The organism is Streptomyces sp. NPDC008317, from assembly GCF_042955955.1.
Lineage (GTDB): Bacteria > Actinomycetota > Actinomycetes > Streptomycetales > Streptomycetaceae > Actinacidiphila.
Genome location: NZ_JBIBFQ010000011.1, coordinates 85,510 through 101,171, shown reverse-complemented (window position 1 = coordinate 101,171; position 15,662 = coordinate 85,510). Strand labels below are relative to the sequence as shown.

The 15,662-nt window shown below is 69.9% G+C and carries 12 protein-coding genes; 4 read left to right on the top strand and 8 right to left on the bottom strand.

All coding sequences use genetic code 11. The annotated features are described in order from the left end of the window. Positions 1-59 precede the first annotated feature (59 nt). The 3 genes from ACFY9V_RS30570 to ACFY9V_RS30560 are packed head-to-tail and all read right to left on the bottom strand — an operon-like array spanning position 60 to position 2,388. Positions 60-707, bottom strand: coding sequence for a response regulator (locus ACFY9V_RS30570; protein ID WP_391163908.1), 648 nt, complete (start codon positions 705-707; stop codon positions 60-62). A 50-nt stretch (positions 708-757) separates the two neighbouring features. Then, positions 758-1,912 (bottom strand): histidine kinase, encoded by a 1,155-nt coding sequence (locus ACFY9V_RS30565; RefSeq protein ID WP_391163829.1) that lies wholly within the window; start codon positions 1,910-1,912, stop codon positions 758-760. Next, positions 1,909-2,388, bottom strand: a complete 480-nt coding sequence (locus ACFY9V_RS30560) for a DUF1453 domain-containing protein (protein ID WP_391163828.1) — start codon at positions 2,386-2,388, stop codon at positions 1,909-1,911. Before ACFY9V_RS30560 ends, ACFY9V_RS30565 begins: the two co-directional genes overlap by 4 nt. A gap of 354 nt (positions 2,389-2,742) precedes the next feature. Between ACFY9V_RS30560 and ACFY9V_RS30555 the strand changes: the two genes are divergently transcribed. The 3 genes from ACFY9V_RS30555 to ACFY9V_RS30545 all read left to right on the top strand — a co-directional run bounded on the left by ACFY9V_RS30555 (position 2,743) and on the right by ACFY9V_RS30545 (position 7,221). After that, the gene (locus ACFY9V_RS30555) at positions 2,743-5,532 is read left to right on the top strand and encodes a hypothetical protein (RefSeq protein WP_391163827.1); all 2,790 of its coding nucleotides are present in this window, start codon (positions 2,743-2,745) and stop codon (positions 5,530-5,532) included. Positions 5,533-5,879: 347 nt separating this feature from the next. Further along, positions 5,880-6,875: a hypothetical protein gene (locus tag ACFY9V_RS30550; RefSeq protein WP_391163826.1), complete on the top strand. Its 996-nt coding sequence runs from the start codon at positions 5,880-5,882 to the stop codon at positions 6,873-6,875. Between the two features lie 133 nt (positions 6,876-7,008). Continuing rightward, positions 7,009-7,221, top strand: coding sequence for a hypothetical protein (locus tag ACFY9V_RS30545; RefSeq protein WP_391163825.1), 213 nt, complete (start codon positions 7,009-7,011; stop codon positions 7,219-7,221). A gap of 116 nt (positions 7,222-7,337) precedes the next feature. On the opposite strand, the gene ACFY9V_RS30540 is transcribed toward ACFY9V_RS30545, so the two are convergent. Both ACFY9V_RS30540 and ACFY9V_RS30535 read right to left on the bottom strand, forming a co-directional pair. Continuing rightward, on the bottom strand, positions 7,338-7,727 hold the full coding sequence (locus ACFY9V_RS30540) for a hypothetical protein (protein ID WP_391120076.1): 390 nt from the start codon (positions 7,725-7,727) through the stop codon (positions 7,338-7,340). Positions 7,728-8,825: 1,098 nt separating this feature from the next. After that, complete coding sequence (locus ACFY9V_RS30535; RefSeq protein WP_355338286.1) at positions 8,826-10,946, bottom strand: DNA topoisomerase IV subunit B; 2,121 nt, start codon at positions 10,944-10,946, stop codon at positions 8,826-8,828. 442 nt (positions 10,947-11,388) lie between these two features. On the opposite strand from ACFY9V_RS30535, the gene ACFY9V_RS30530 reads away from it, so the two are divergent. Continuing rightward, positions 11,389-11,619 (top strand): hypothetical protein, encoded by a 231-nt coding sequence (locus ACFY9V_RS30530; RefSeq protein ID WP_188286081.1) that lies wholly within the window; start codon positions 11,389-11,391, stop codon positions 11,617-11,619. A 138-nt stretch (positions 11,620-11,757) separates the two neighbouring features. Here ACFY9V_RS30530 and ACFY9V_RS30525 read toward each other — a convergent pair whose 3' ends face one another. The 3 genes from ACFY9V_RS30525 to ACFY9V_RS30515 form a co-directional block, all read right to left on the bottom strand. Further along, positions 11,758-12,621 (bottom strand): trypsin-like serine protease, encoded by an 864-nt coding sequence (locus ACFY9V_RS30525; protein ID WP_391163824.1) that lies wholly within the window; start codon positions 12,619-12,621, stop codon positions 11,758-11,760. 169 nt (positions 12,622-12,790) lie between these two features. Then, positions 12,791-14,353: an RNA polymerase sigma factor gene (locus ACFY9V_RS30520; protein ID WP_391048985.1), complete on the bottom strand. Its 1,563-nt coding sequence runs from the start codon at positions 14,351-14,353 to the stop codon at positions 12,791-12,793. 306 nt (positions 14,354-14,659) lie between these two features. Beyond that, on the bottom strand, positions 14,660-15,568 hold the full coding sequence (locus ACFY9V_RS30515) for a FadR/GntR family transcriptional regulator (protein ID WP_355338277.1): 909 nt from the start codon (positions 15,566-15,568) through the stop codon (positions 14,660-14,662). Positions 15,569-15,662 lie beyond the last annotated feature (94 nt).

Here is a 15,662-nt window from a genome sequence, read left to right as displayed (position 1 = left end):
TGCCCAATCATGGACAGAGCGGGAAGATCCAGAACGAACAAGTAGAAACCTTCACCCCATCAGGTGATGCCATGCCGGTATGCATATCCGACCGCCTGTGCGCGGTCCCGCGCCCCGGTTTTGGCGAACAGGTTGTTGATGTGCGTCTTCACCGTCGCCATGCTCACGTGCAGCCGCGCGACGATCTCGGCGTTGGACAGCCCTTCGGCCACCAGGGCCAGCACTTCCGCCTCCCGGGCCGTCAGCCCGTCGGGCAACTCCCCCCGTCCCGCCGCCCCTTGGCCCGGCTCTCCCGCCCCGCCCGGTCCGCTCCCCCGTCCCTCCGGCCGCCGCTCGGGGCCCGCCCCGGTCAGCGCGTCCAGCATCCTGCCCTGCACCGCGGGCGACAGCCCCGCCCGCCCGGCCGTCACCTCCGCGATGGCCCGCGCGATCTCCTCCCCTCCCGCGTCCTTGGTCAGGTATCCCCGCGCCCCCGCCCGCAGCGCGGGAAAGAGCGAGCCGTCGTCCGCGAACGTCGTCAGCACCACCACCTGCGTCCCCGGATACCGCGACCTGATCCGCCGCGTGGCCTCCACCCCGTCGCAGCGCGGCATCCGCAGGTCCATCAGCACCACCTCCGGCCGGTGTTCCCCCACCAGCCGTACCGCCTCCTCCCCGTCGGCCGCCGCTCCCACCACCTCGATGTCGGGCAGCAGCCCCAGCAGCATCACAATTCCCTCACGCACCACTGTCTGGTCGTCCGCGACCACCACCCGCGTCACGCGGGCACCCGCAAGCGCACCACGAAGCCCTCCTCGGCCGGTCCGGCGTCGAGCGCGCCGCCCAGCAGCTCCGCGCGCTCCCGCATCCCCAGAAGACCGTAGCCCGATCCGGATGCCCTCAAAGAGTTATCCACAGGCGTCCTGCTCCCGAAGTCCCGGAACTCCAGCTCCACCTCCTCGCTCCGGTACTCCAGCCGCAGCGCGACCTTCGCCCCCGGCGCGTGCTTGCGCACATTCGTCATCGCCTCCTGTGCCACCCGCCGCACCGCCAACCCCGCCTCCGCGGGCAGATACCGCGCCTCCCCTTCCACTTCCAGGTCCGCCCCCTCCGAGGCGACCAGCTCCCGCAGGAAGTCCTCCACCGGTGCCATCTCCCCGCGCAGCGCCGACAGCGCCTGCCGGGTCTCGGCCAGCCCCTCCCGCGCCATCTGCCGGGCCGCGATCACCCGTCCCAGCACCACGTCCCGCTCGACGCCCCGCTCGATCAGCAGCCGCGTCGCCTCCAGGTGCACCGTCTGCGCCGACAGGCTGTGCGCCAGCACATCGTGGATCTCCCGTGCGATCCGGGCCCGCTCCGCCAACGCCGCCGACTCGGCCTCCGCCGCCCGCGCCGCCCGCTCCTGGACCAGCAGCCGCTGCGTGTTCCCCCGCGCCTCGGCGTCCAGCCGCACGACGTACCCGATCAGCCCCAGCCCCGCCACCGTCAGCGACGTGACCAGCCAGCCGCCGGAGTCGCCGACCAGTGCGTAGGCGGCCAGCGCCGTACCGGTGAGGGGCGCCGCCGCGGCCAGCGGCAGCCGCTCCATCCCGAGCACCGCGCAGCCGCACCACAGCAGCGTCGCGGGCACATCAGCGCCCGCCGCGTGCAGCCCGAAGGCGGCGCCCAGCATCAGTGCGATCAGTGCGACGGACGGCGCCGCCCGGTGCTCGAGCGTGAACCGGAAGAACGCCCACACCGCGACAGCCACCGCTGCCAGCCCCAGCACGGACGCCGCGGTCAGCCACCCGTTGAGATCCGTGCGGGCCAGGATCCCCCAGAGCGCCGCGGCGGCGAAGAGCAGCCGCACTCCCCGGCCGAACGCCCGCCGCGCGGACGACCGGTTCTCGCGGGACAGCGCCTCCTTCGAAGGCCAGGACGTCCAACCGCTCATGAGGCCGTACGGTACGACGGCGCCACGCTCTGGGCCCGCCAGGCGAGCACCCCGGCGCGTATCAGCAGCGTGGCCGCGAGCGCTATCAGGAACGAGCCGCTGTCCTGGTGGACCCCCATCGCCGTGCCCACCCCGTACAGCCCGATCCGCACCGCGACCCCGGCCGCCCAGACCGCGACGGTGAGCTTCCCTCCCTGCGCCCAGACTGTCCCGTCCCTCTCGGTCCACAACCGCGTGGTCCACGCCCATGCCAACCCCATCCCCACAGCGACCACCAACTCAACGGCCAGCAGCGCGACCGCCGTCTGCCGGTGCTCCGGGTCGATCAGCCCGTGCTGCCGCAGCGCCATGAACACCAGCACCGCCGGTATCAGCCACCACCGCCGGCCGCCCGTGACCTTCCTCGGCCGCAGCTGGCGGGTGACCACCACACCGATGACCGCCACGATCACCAGCGCATCGATCAGACCGGACATGACGGACGCCTCCGTAAAGCGACTCCCACGAGGCCGACGGGTTCGCCGACATCTCAGAATCTACGGAAACCCCCAGCTCAGCGGATCAAACCGGGGGTTGAATCTCCCTCTCCACCCCCGGGTGGAGCCCCCTCCACCAACGCCCCCGTGCTGTGGGCGAACGCGCCGGTCCGGCGCCGGTCCGAGCGCCCGCCCGGTGAGCGGATCCCCTGCGTCCGGGGGGCGGCGCTGCGTACGCTTTTCCAGCGACCAGCGACCGGCGATCGGATCGTCGGACAACGGGGAGGGCACCGTGTCGGATCTCGGCCAGCGGAACGTGGAGCGCCGGACACCGCGCGGTGGGGAGGCGGGAGCGTGAGCCAGTCCGTACGCGCCGAGAGCGGTTTCGCCTACGGGGTCGTGGGCGCGGACATCCACGTGTTCGGCGACGGCGTCCCGGTCTACCTGCTGCAACGCTGGCAGCCGCCGGTTCTGCCGGACGACGGCTTTCTGTTGAATGTACCGAGCCGGATGCTCAACGCGCGTTTCCGGGTCGTGGAGTTCACCGGACGCACCGCCGAGTTGACCTCGTTACGGCGCTGGCGCGACGGCGGCGGTCCGCTCGCCGTGCAGTGGCTGTGCGCGCCGGGCGGACAGGGCAAGACCCGTCTCGCCGACCGCTTCGCGCAGGAGTCGCTGGCCGAGGGCTGGCAGGTCGTCACCGCCACCCACGGACCGGGGAGCGTGCTGCCGCCTCCTGGCAGTCAGGACCTCCGCGACCGGGGCGACGCGGGTGTGCTGCTGATCGTCGACTACGCCGACCGCTGGCCGCTGACCCATCTCATGTGGCTATTCGGCAACGCGCTGGTGCACCGCGACAGCGGGCGCGGCGCCCGGGTGCTGCTGATCGCCCGTGGCGACGAGGTCTGGCCGAGCGTGCGCGCCGCTCTCACGAACCAGCAGGCCAGGACCTCGCTGCAACGGCTCGCGCCGCTGTCCGACGAGGTCGGCGGTGACGGCGCCGCCGCGTCCCCGCGGTCCGAGATGTTCGCCGTGGCCCGCGACAGCTTCGCCGCGCGTTACGGCGTCTCCCCCGGCGGCATCGCGGCACCGGCCCCGCTCGGTGACGCGGCCTTCGGCCTGACCCTGGCCGTGCACATGGCCGCCCTGGTCGCCGTGGACGCCGACGCCCACGGGTTGCGCGCGCCCACCGACCTCGCGGGCCTGTCCAGCTATCTGCTGGACCGGGAGCAGTTGCACTGGGCGCGGCTGTACGGCGACCCGGATCATGAGATCGCCCCGTCCGCACCGGCGTTCCGCACCTCGCCCGCGCTCATGAACCGCACCGTGTTCACCGCGGCGCTCACCGGGCCGGTCAGCCCGGAGGAGGGGCGGGTGGCCATCAGCGACCTCGCGGTCCGGCTGCCGGCCGATCGCATCCTCGCGGATCACGCGGTCTGCTACCCACCGGCCGAGGCCGACCGCGACACCGTCCTGGAACCGCTGTACCCGGACCGGCTCGCCGAGGACTTCCTGGCGCTGACCCTTCCCGGCCACCGGGCCGACTACCCGGCCCAGGACTGGGCCGGGCGCACCGTCAGCGCCATGCTCAGCGGCACCGACGTGGTGAGCGACGCGGTCACCGGAAGCTGGATGCCGCGCGCCGTGGTCTTTCTGACCGCCGCCGCCCAGCGCTGGCCCCACGTCGGCCCCCTCCACCTGTTCCCGCTGCTCGGCACGGCCCCTCAACTCGCCGTCATCGGGGGCAGCGCCGCGCTGGCCACGCTCGCCGCCCTTGACGACATCAGCCCCGAACTCCTCGAAGCCGTCGCGATGTTCTTCCCGCCGTTCAACCGGCGCAGTCCCGACCTGGACCCCGGAATCGCCGCCGTCAGCACCCGGCTGCTCCCGCACCGCCTGGAGCGCGCCAGAAACCCCAACGACCAGGCCGCGGAGCGGCACGAGCACGGCGTCCGCCTCCACCACGCCGGTCGGCTGGAGGAGGCGCTGGCCGAATCCGAGGCCGTCCTGGCCCAGTTCCGGGCCATCGCCCGTGACGGCGTCCCCAATCCCTCGCTCGTCCCCGTGGTCGAAGGCAATCTGGCGTTCGCCCTCAAGGCGTACGCGGACCGCCTGGGCGAGGTCGGACGCCGGGCAGAGGCCCTGGCCGCCACCGAGGAAGCCGTCGCCGTACAGCGCAGGCTGGCCGCGTACGACGAGCAGTACCGTCCCGACCTGGCGAGCGGCCTGCTCGGTATCGGACGGGATCTGTCGTACGCGCAGCGCTGGGACGACGCGACGGCTGCCCTGGAGGAGTCCGTGACGCTCCTGCGCGCGCTGGCCGCGGAAGAGCCCGGCAAGCACGAGTCGAACCTCTCCGCCGCCCTGGCCGCCCTCGGCGTGTGCCACCTGCGTACCGACCGTCCGCGGTCGGCGGTCTCACACGGCCGGGAGAGCGTCGCCCTGCGCCGCCGTCTCCACGCGAAGGACCCGTCCGCCCACGCCATGTCCCTGGCCAACGCTCTGTATCACCTGGCCGCCGCCCTCGAACGTGTCGGCGATCCCGACAGCGTCCCGCTGGCCCACGAGGCCGTCGAGCTCTACCGCGACCTCGCCCGGGTCAATCCCGCCGCCTACGAGCGCGAACTCGCCGACGGGCTCAACGGACTCGCCGTACGCCTGCTCGTCGCCCAACGCCCGGAGGAGAGCCTGACCGCGGCTTACGAGAGCGTCGCGATCCTCCGCCGCGTCAGCGCCCGCGAGGCGATCGCCGAACAGCACACCTTGGCCGAGGCTCTCGGCGTCCTGCTCGGCGCGCTGATGGTCACGGGCCGCTTCGCCGAGGCCACCGACACAGCCGACGAGTGCGTCATGGTCTGCCGCCGCATGACCGAGAAGGACCCCGTGGCCCTCCACCGCCTCGCGGGGGCCCTGCTCATCGCCGCGGAAGTCCGCGTCACCCCGGCCGACCCCCGCCTCGACGAAGCCCTCACCCTCTTCGACGAGGCCACCGAGATCATGGACCTCTACGCGATCTCCCCCCAGGGCGGCCCGGCCCTCCACCACCGCGTCGGCTCCCGCCTCATAGAACTCCTCACCGCCGCCGACCGCCCCGCCCCCGCCGCCCGCCTCCGCCGCACCCTCCAGAACCCAACAACCCCCTGACCCCCGGCCCGGCAGCAGATCAGACGTCGATCCGCGACCGGTCCAGGGTCGTGGCGGAGTTGGTGATGAACCAATCCGGCACAGCTCTGACCTGCGGCGGAGCAGCGCGTCGGTGCGCTGAGCAGGCATTTTGCGTTTGCTGGCGTTGGCCTCCGACGGCCGTTTTCGACTGCGCTGCGGACTGTTTGCGGACCGGTCTGACCTCCTCCGACGTGCAATTTCAAGTGGCCAGGACTCAGCTGACCGGGCTGACCGGCACACGTCGCGACGAGCCGGGTCGGTACGGCAAGCGAGCCCTTCGAGGAACATGCTCGTGCGCTGTCAGTGGCAGCCCGTACTCTCCCGCCATGGATTTGGTGACGTCCCCGTGGGAGCCTGCTGAGCGGGTGGAATTCGTCCGGAAACTGGCCGGCAAGGGCGACCTCGCCGAGTTGTCGCGCGCTTTGCTCGTCGCGAAAGACCCATGGCACGAGGGCTTCGGCGTGACGACTGTACTGCGCAGTCTCCCGAAGCCAGACCGATTCGCGCTTGCCCAGTCCTTCGTCGAGAACGCAGCAGCAGAGTCGGCCGACACAGAGGCAGGCAACCGCGGTCTGGTGCTGCTCGCCGCTGTCTCGCGTGACATCGCCAACGCCACATGGTGCGAGGCATGGGAAGCGCTCCTGACGGAGATGGCGGATCAGACCTGGTCCTGCGGCATCTCGGACGAGCTCTGGACGTGCAGCCACGCTCTGCTGGACGCCGACAGGCGCCTGCCCGACGCGGTGGTCGGCCTCCTCCGCCGCTCCGCGCTGGACCACGGCTGGCCCCCGGAATGCGTGACGCCCGTGCTCACCCGCCTTCGCGGGCCCGTGCTCAACCCCGGTGAGCCGTGGGCCGACGCTGTCCTCGCCAGCTTGCCTTCGCTCGGCGACCTCTGGCCCGGCTTCATCGACCACGCCCTGCTCTCACCTGTAGCGCGCCCCACACTCACCTGGGACCGCCGGGCACTGGCCCTTACCGCTCCGATCGACACTGAGCTGCTCCGGCTCACGCTGACCGCCTGGCTAAATCTTGCCGCCGACGGCGGGGGCCGCGGCGATGGTGGCTACGACCGATACAACCTGCCCGCGCTCGCCGGGCTCACCTGGCTGCTCTCCTTGCTGCCCTCGCACCCCTCATCCATCCGCACCCTAGGTGCCCTCGTCGAGGGTCCATCCTCGCGAACCCCGCTGACGAGCACAGCCATACGAGCTTTGGCCCGCGTCCCTCAGCGCCGAGGCCACCCCGAACTGGAGCGGCTGTCCGTTCTTACCCGGGACAAGGTGACACAACGACAGATCCGCGAAGCACTGATCGCCTGAACGCCGCGTCCTCGGTGGGGATAGGTGCCACACACAACGCGGCGCAGAGATTCGGCCTTCGCCAGCCTCTCGTCCGCACCCGCGAGGCAGCTCGCAGACCGCGCACACCCGGGCACCGGTCACAACCGGCTGGATGCAACCGCTGCTGCGCGGCCTCCCGGTCACCGCCCAGCAACTTCGCGAGGACCGAATCCCCGAAAAGGCCGCCGTCACCGCCGCTGATCCGCAGCACCTATGCGCGGTGTTCAACATCACTCCGGAGACCGGACTCCGCTACACCCGCTTCTTCCACCCAGACCCCACGGACAGCGACGACGTATCCGGCTGCAACATGGAGACAACGTGACCGACCACCACGCTCACCTGCTCGCCGCCATCGTCGAGCTCGGCGGTGAGCTGGCGCTCCCAGCTACCCGTAACGGGCGCTTCAGGGGCGCGCGGTCATCCCAGAAGGCTGCGCGGTCAGCGCCGGCCGCCGCCGATGCGGCGGTCGTCGGCCAATGCGGTAAGCGGGCCGAACTCGCGGGCAAGCCGGTTCCACGTCAGAACCTCGCCACAGCGGGCCGGGAACTCCTTCGGGTTGAACTCGGGCATGGTCCAAGTGCCAGTGCCCCGGTCCCTCAGCCACAGGTCCCCGTCACCGTCGACCACAGTCGGCGGGACCGGTACGGGCTCGGCCTGATCAGTGGGCTCCCAGGTGACCCGACCCGGGTGGGAAACGCGGCGCAGCTCGGTGGTGACCAGCCGCGCGGCCAAGTCACGGGTGGACTCTTCGGCGTCCTTGACCGACGCGAGTCGGAATGCGTCGTCAAGTACGGGCAGGGCTGGATTCTTGCTGCGCTTTGAACTCATACGCTGACTACCTCCGGTAGGGGGCGTCACATCCGTTATGGCACCCCGTAGAGGAACACGGTATCCGAGGCGGGAGCCGGGCCGGCTACGACCACTGTCCAGGTGGAGGCGCTGGCACACCGGGCGGTGGGGCTAGGTGGTGAGCTGGTCCTGGACGTGGCGCAACCCGTGGTGGTAGCGCTCAGATACGGCGGTCCGGGTCTGAGAAGGTGAGGCCGCCGGGGGCGAGCGGACGTCGGGCCGGGGGCGGGTGCGGGCTCGGGCTCGCCGGGCGGCTGGCGGAAGTCGGCGCTGCTCGACCGGCATCAGCCGGCGCCCACCCGCCTGGGCGGGTACGGGAGCGTCGCAAGCGGGCTCGGACAGGCGGGCAGCGAGAGCGGTCGACGGTCGGTCATGATCCCTAGTCTCCGAGGTCCGGCCTTGCGGTAGGGCCAGGCGATGATCGCCAACCGACACGCGACGAACGCCCAGGTTCGGGGCGCCGAGTGCTCAGTATTCGCGAATTCAGGCGCTTTAGTTGCAACACGAATTTGATGCACACCATGGACGAACCGGTCGAGGTCCAGGTGCCTGCGTGTGTGCGTGGCGGACGACCAGTGACCCAGCTTCGAAGAGCTCCCGCAGTTCATGGACGGCGTTGGGCGCATCGAGTAGCGCGCCACACCCTCAGCCATCGGGCAGCTTGAGTGGTGGGGTCAAGCGCGACTTCGACGCGCAGATATCCGACGAGCGGGTCACCGAAACGACCGTCGCAGGCGAGGCGCAGCGCCGGGCGTCGTCGCCTTCCACGGGCCGACGCCAACCGCACGAAAGTCATGGTGCACGTGGAGCGCGACCAGCAGGGCTTTCAGACTCTTCGAGCACCTCGGCCACGCCAACGCGGCCATGACGGCCAACACCCGTACCCACTTGTGGCCCGACTTCGACGAGCGGGGCACAGGCTCCCGTCGACGAGGCCTAGGCGGACCGCCTGGACGGGGGTCACATAGAGGCCGAGACGGCGGCGTAACCACTCCCCCGAACTGACATCAGTTCGCCTGCGGACAACGTGCGGAACGCGGAGGGGAGCCCTGCGCCCGCCCTCTGCTCCGCCGTGCCTCACACGTCGATCCGCGACCGGTCCAGGGTCGTGGCGGAGTTGGTGATGAACTCCTTGCGGGGGGCGACCTCGTTGCCCATCAGGAGGTCGAAGGCCTGCTCGGCGGATTCGAGGTCGCTGATGTTGATGCGGCGCAGGGTGCGGTGGCGGGGGTCCATGGTGGTTTCGGCCAACTGGTTCGCGTCCATCTCACCGAGGCCCTTGTAGCGCTGGATGCTGTCCTTGTAGCGGACGTTGCGGCGCTGGAGGTCGAGGAGGGTCTGGCGCAGCTCGTTGTCCGAGTAGGTGTAGACGTACTTGTCCTGGCCCTTCTTGGGCTGGACGAGTTCGATGCGGTGGAGCGGGGGGACGGCGGAGAAGACCCGGCCCTGTTCGACCATCGGGCGCATATAGCGCTGGAAAAGGGTGAGCAGGAGGCAGCGGATGTGGGCGCCGTCGACGTCGGCGTCGGCCAGGAAGATGACCTTGCCGTAGCGGGCCTGGTCGATGTCGAAGGTGCGGCCGGACCCGGCTCCTATGACCTGGATGATCGCGCCGCACTCGGCGTTCTTGAGCATGTCCGAGATGGACGACTTCTGGACGTTGAGGATCTTGCCGCGGATCGGCAGCAGCGCCTGGAACTCGGAGTTGCGGGCCAGTTTGGCGGTGCCGAGTGCCGAGTCGCCCTCGACGATGAACAGTTCGCTGCGGTCGACGGCGTCGCTGCGGCAGTCGGCCAGCTTGGCGGGGAGCGAGGAGGTCTCCAGCGCGGTCTTCCTGCGCTGCGCCTCTTTGTGCTGCCGGGCCGCGATGCGGGTCCTGGCGGCGGCGACGGTCTTCTCCAGGACGGCGCGCGCCTGGGCCTTGGCGTCCCGCTTGGTGGAGGTCAGGAACTCGCGCAGTTCGGTGGCGACGACATTGGCCACGATGCGGTTGGCGGCGGAGGTGCCGAGCACTTCCTTGGTCTGGCCCTCGAACTGCGGCTCGGCCAGACGCACGGTGATCACCGACGTCAGGCCCTCCATGGCGTCGTCCTTGACGATGTCGTCCTCGGCGACGCGCAGCAGTTTGGCCGAGCGCAGCACCTCGTTCATCGTCTTGGTGACGGAGCGCTCGAATCCGGTCACATGGGTGCCGCCCTTGGGGGTGGCGATGATGTTCACGAAGGACCTGGCGGTCGTCTCGTAGCCGGTGCCCCAGCGCAGCGCGATGTCGACGCCCAGCTCGCGGGTGACCTCGGTGGGGGTCATGTGGCCGCGGTCGTCGAGGACGGGCACGGTCTCCTTGAAGGTGCCGCTGCCGGACAGGCGCAGGACGTCGCAGATCGGCTTGTCGGGGGCGAGGAACTCGCAGAATTCGCTGATGCCGCCGTCGAAGTGAAAGACCTCCTCGACGGGCTTGTCGGTCTCGATGCCGCGCTCGTCGCGCACCACGATGGTCAGGCCGGGCACCAGGAAGGCGGTCTGGCGGGCGCGCTGGTGCAGGTGGTCCAGGGAGAGCTTGGCGTCCTTGAGGAAGATCTGCCGGTCGGCCCAGTAACGCACGCGGGTGCCGGTGCGGGTCTTGGGGACCCGCTTGGCCTTGGTGAGCCCGCTGGCGGGGTCGAAGGGCGCCTCGGCGCCGGATTCGGTGAAGATCCCGGGGACCCCGCGACGGAAGCTGATGGCGTGCGTGGCGCCGTTGCGGTCGACCTCGACGTCCAGCCGGGCCGACAGCGCGTTCACCACGGACGCGCCGACGCCGTGCAGACCGCCGGAGGCCGCGTACGAGCCGCCGCCGAACTTCCCGCCGGCGTGCAGCTTGGTCATGACGACCTCGACGCCGGACAGGCCCGTCTTGGGCTCCACGTCCACCGGGATGCCGCGGCCGTTGTCCCGGACCTCGACCGAGCCGTCCTCGTGCAGGATGACCTCGATGCGGTCGCCGTGACCGCCGAGCGCCTCGTCGACGGAGTTGTCGATGATCTCCCAGACGCAGTGCATCAGACCGCGACTGTCTGTTGACCCGATGTACATACCGGGCCGCTTGCGAACCGCTTCCAGCCCTTCGAGGACGAGCAGGTGCCGCGCGGTGTAGTTGGAGCCGTCGCGATCTGCACCCGTCAGCAGCGCAGAGGACGGCACGGATGTTTCGGCGGTCACGCGGGCAGCTCCTCGATCAGGAATGTTCTGAAGTTTTTTTCAGCCGTGTCGGTGAGAGGGTACCGATGCCGGGAGGGGTGACAGCGCCGCGACCCGGTATCCGGGCCTCAACACGGCCCTCGTCCCGGCTTCCATGCTAGCCCTCTTCGAGCACGTGTTCGATAACCCGCGCGAGTGATACACATGTCACGTTCCCAAAGAGGCATGAACCATTTAGGCTCCGGGCACGTCCTCAGCAACAACCGGCAAGCCAGCCGGGAGCAAGTCCGGACAACAGCTCCATAAGCGACATCTGACGCAACTGACTCCTATTCGCCGCCAATCGGTAACATCCAGTCACCCCGAGGTCGGTTTTCGAGGAAAAGCTGAGAGCGGGAACGTTTTCGGCCTGGTTGGATGTTGACCCTGGTACGACAGCTCGTCGAGCTAGAGAAGAGGCGACGTGACTACTGTTCTGACCCCCGCGAGTCCGCTGACAGCGGCAGACCGCTGCGACCGTTGCGGCGCTCAGGCATACCTGCGCGTTGTCCTCATCAGCGGTGGTGAGCTGCTCTTCTGCGGACACCATGGACGCAAGTTCGAGCCGGAGCTCAAGAAGATCGCTTCGGAAATACAGGACGAGACCGGACGGCTGACCGACACCCCGGCAACGGCGGGAGAAGACGAGCGCTGACACTTCGCATCAGCGACGAATTCGAGTCGGCGGGCGGACAGACCCCTCCAGGGGGTGTCCGCCCGCCGTCTTCCGTTCAACCGCGGCCCGCCGCAGCTCAGCTGGTTCTGCCAGCCTTCGACCGCGCTGCGCCAGCGCTCAGCTACTGTGCGCCGCCACCAGTGAGGCCATCGCCGAGACGCGCGTGTAGACCCCTGGATAGGCCGCCTCCGCGCAGCCACTGCCCCACGAGACCAGACCGACGACCCGGTCCCCCACGACCAGCGGGCCGCCGCTGTCGCCCTGACAGGCGTCCCGGCCCCCGCCCTTGGCACCCGCGCACATCATCGAGGCGCGCACATAAGTGCCGTCGAAACTCCCCGGATACGCCTGCGCGCACACCGTGTCCGCGAAAACCGTGACCGTCGCGGAACGCAGCGTGTTCGAGTACGTGCCGCGGCCGGTCGTGTCACCCCACCCGTAGACCTGCGCCTGAGTGCCCGCCCGGTAGTCCTGCTCGTCGGAGGAGTCCGCGATCGGGATCGTCGCGCCCTTCGGCAGCGCTGTCGCCAGCGTGATGACCGCGATGTCGCCGGAGTTCGTCGTCGAGTCGAAGCCGGGGTTGACCCACACCTGCGACAGGCCCAGTTCCTGCCCACGACCGCCGCTGAGGTCCGTACGACCGGCGATCACACGCAGGTCGGGCAGTTGGTGCCAGTCGCTCGCTCCGAGCGCCTCACGGCCGAAGCAGTGGGCCGCGGTGATCACCGTACGAGGCCCGACGGCCACCGCGCCGCAGAACTGGCCGGACCTGCCGGAGCCGAAGCGCTTGCGGCTGGCCAGGGCCATCACCCATGGCGTGCTGTCCGTGCTGGCCGGGTTGCCACCGATCACGACGCCGTTGGCGGCGGCCGGGGTCGCGGGCGCGGCCAGCGGGACGGCCAGCGTCGGCAACAGCGCCGCCGCGAAACCGCCGATCACAGCACGACGACGACCGGTCACGGCACGGAAGGGGAAACGCATGCGGCCTCCTGACCCTGTGGAGCACTCTGGACACCCAGAGTGATCGATAGGGCCGGAGGCCGCATCCGCAAAGAGGCCGTGTCGCCCGAAAGACGTCCGCGGAGTTCTCCGGAGGCCCGAAGGACTCCGGAGAACTCCGCGGAAATGACGTCGGGTCAGCCCGGCCGGGTCAGTCCAGGTAGTCGCGCAGTACCTGGGACCGCGACGGGTGACGCAGCTTGGACATCGTCTTGGACTCGATCTGCCGGATCCGCTCGCGCGTGACCCCGTAGACCTTGCCGATCTCGTCCAGCGTCTTCGGCTGCCCGTCCGTGAGGCCGAAGCGCATGGAGACCACGCCCGCCTCCCGCTCGGAGAGGGTGTCGAGCACCGAGTGGAGCTGTTCCTGCAGCAGCGTGAAGCTGACCGCGTCGGCCGGCACGACCGCCTCGGAGTCCTCGATGAGGTCGCCGAACTCGCTGTCGCCGTCCTCGCCCAGCGGGGTGTGCAGGGAGATCGGCTCGCGGCCGTACTTCTGGACCTCGATGACCTTCTCGGGGGTCATGTCGAGTTCCTTGGCCAGCTCCTCCGGGGTGGGCTCGCGGCCCAGGTCCTGGAGCATCTGGCGCTGTACGCGGGCCAGCTTGTTGATGACCTCGACCATGTGCACCGGGATACGGATGGTGCGGGCCTGGTCGGCCATCGCGCGGGTGATCGCCTGCCGGATCCACCAGGTGGCATAGGTGGAGAACTTGAAGCCCTTGGTGTAGTCGAACTTCTCGACCGCGCGGATCAGACCCAGGTTGCCCTCCTGGATCAGGTCCAGGAAGAGCATGCCGCGACCGGTGTAGCGCTTGGCCAGCGAGACCACGAGGCGGAGGTTGGCCTCCAGCAGGTGGTTCTTGGCCCAGCGGCCGTCCTCGGCGATGATCTCCAGCTCGCGCTTGAGCTTGGGGGCGAGCTTGTCGGCCGCGGCCAGCTTGTCCTCGGCGAAGAGACCGGCCTCGATGCGCTTGGCCAGCTCGACCTCCTGCTCGGCGTTGAGTAGCGGGACCTTGCCGATCTGCTTGAGGTAGTCCTTGACCGGGTCGGCGGTGGCACCGGCGACGGCGACCTGCTGTGCGGGCGCGTCGTCCTCGTCGTCGTCGGAGAGCACGAAGCTCTCGGACTCCGACTTCTCGGTCTCCTCCTCGCCGCCCTTGCCCGCGGCGGCCTCCTCGACCGTCTCCTCCGCGTCGACGGCCTCGTCCTCGCCTGCGGCGGTCTTCTTGGCCGCCACCTTCTTGGCGGGGGCCTTCTTGGCAACGGTCTTCTTGACGGCGGCCTTCTTCGCCGGCGCCTTCCTTGCTGGGCTCTCCGCCTCCACCGATGGCTCCACCGTGGTCTCGGCCTCGGCCTCCGCCTCCGGGGCGGCGGCCTTGGGCGCAGCGGTCTTCTTGACAGGGGTCGCCCTGGAGGCGACCGTCTTGGTGGCAGTACGCTTCGCCGGGCTCTTGGCTGCGACGCTCTTACGGGTGCGCTTGGGCGCCTCAGCGGCAGTCACCATCAGCGTCACACCCTCCTCGTCGAGGACCTGGTTGAGGCTGCGCAGAACGTTCTTCCACTGGGTTGCCGGAATCTGGTCCGCTTCGAACGCCCGACGCACGTCGTCGCCGGCGATCTGCCCCTGGGCCTTACCCTGCTCGATGAGCGCCATCAGAGACTCGGACTCGGCGATCTCGGACGGGAGCGTACGGGATGTGCTGGCCGACACGAACAACCTCTCGGAACGATGGGAACGACTCGGTGGAACCGCACAGCCACTCAGCGTCAAAATCGTCGCTGAATATTCCTTGTGCCGTGGCCACCTCTTAAGTCATCGCGCTGCCTCGCCAAGCGTTACGCCCACCCTACGTGGCCCGAGTCACACCCTAAATCGTGCAGATCGGTCATAAATCCGGACACATGACCCGTCCGGCCGTGCGAGGGCGCGGGAGAGCGGCCGGGAGAGCCACGGGGGACCACATGGGACCGCCGCCGACCCCAGGTGTTCCGGGGTCCGCGGCGGAGGGCGACACGGTCAGTGCTGCTCGCGCGGACCGGGGACGACGTGGTCGGCGGGAGCGGACTCGGGCTGCTCGGGCAGGACGGTGAGGAGCTGGCGCATCGCCGCCTCCGCCGTGCCGCCGTCGCTCTCGGCGAGCGCTTCGACGATCCGCTGGTGCAGGCCGACCGAGGTGTCGCCGGGGCGGTCGCAGCCGGTCACCGGGCCGCCGGACACGTGCAGCGCGGAGGAGACGATCCCCGACAGGTGCTCCAGCATCCGGTTGCCCGCGACCTGGAGGAGCAGGGCGTGGAATTCGGCGTCGGCCCTGGAGAAGGTCAGCGCGTCGCCCTGCGCGGCGGCGTGCGCCATGATCTCCGCCATGTCGGCGAGGCGCTGCTGTACGTCCTCGCGGCCGTGGCCCGCGGCGAGCCGGGCGGCCAGCGGCTCGATCGTCCAGCGCAGTTCGAGCAGTTCGCGGCGCTGGTCGTCGCGCTGCGGCCCGAAGGCGCGCCATTCGATGATGTCGGGGTCGAGCAGATTCCAGTCGCTCACCGGGCGGACCCGGGTTCCGACGTTGGGCCGGGCGCTGACCAGGCCCTTGGCCTCCAGCACGCGCAGGGACTCGCGCACCACGGTGCGGGAGACCTCGAAGCGCTGGCCGATCTCCTCGGGGACCAGCGGGCGGTCGGCGCCCAGATCGCCGGAGACGATCATCTGCCCAAGCTGCTGGACGAGTTGTCCGTGCAGTCCCCGGCCACGGCTGCCGCCGGCCCGGCGGCCCATCCGGTTCATATCCGGCTCCATGCCCTCCCAGGACGTCAGTCCAGGTCGGTCGGTGCCAGGGGCTTCGGCGTACGAATAGCGGTCCAGCTCGCCCGATCCGGCGATTCCGGAGTCGGCAGAACGAGCCGCGGTCATCATGGTGTGCGCAAGGGTACTCACGCATCCTTTGTCGGCGATGCCGATGCGCGCCTTGAGGGCTTTGCTGAAAAGCACACGAAAGGGTGAGCGCTCATCACCTCATAATTGACGTTTT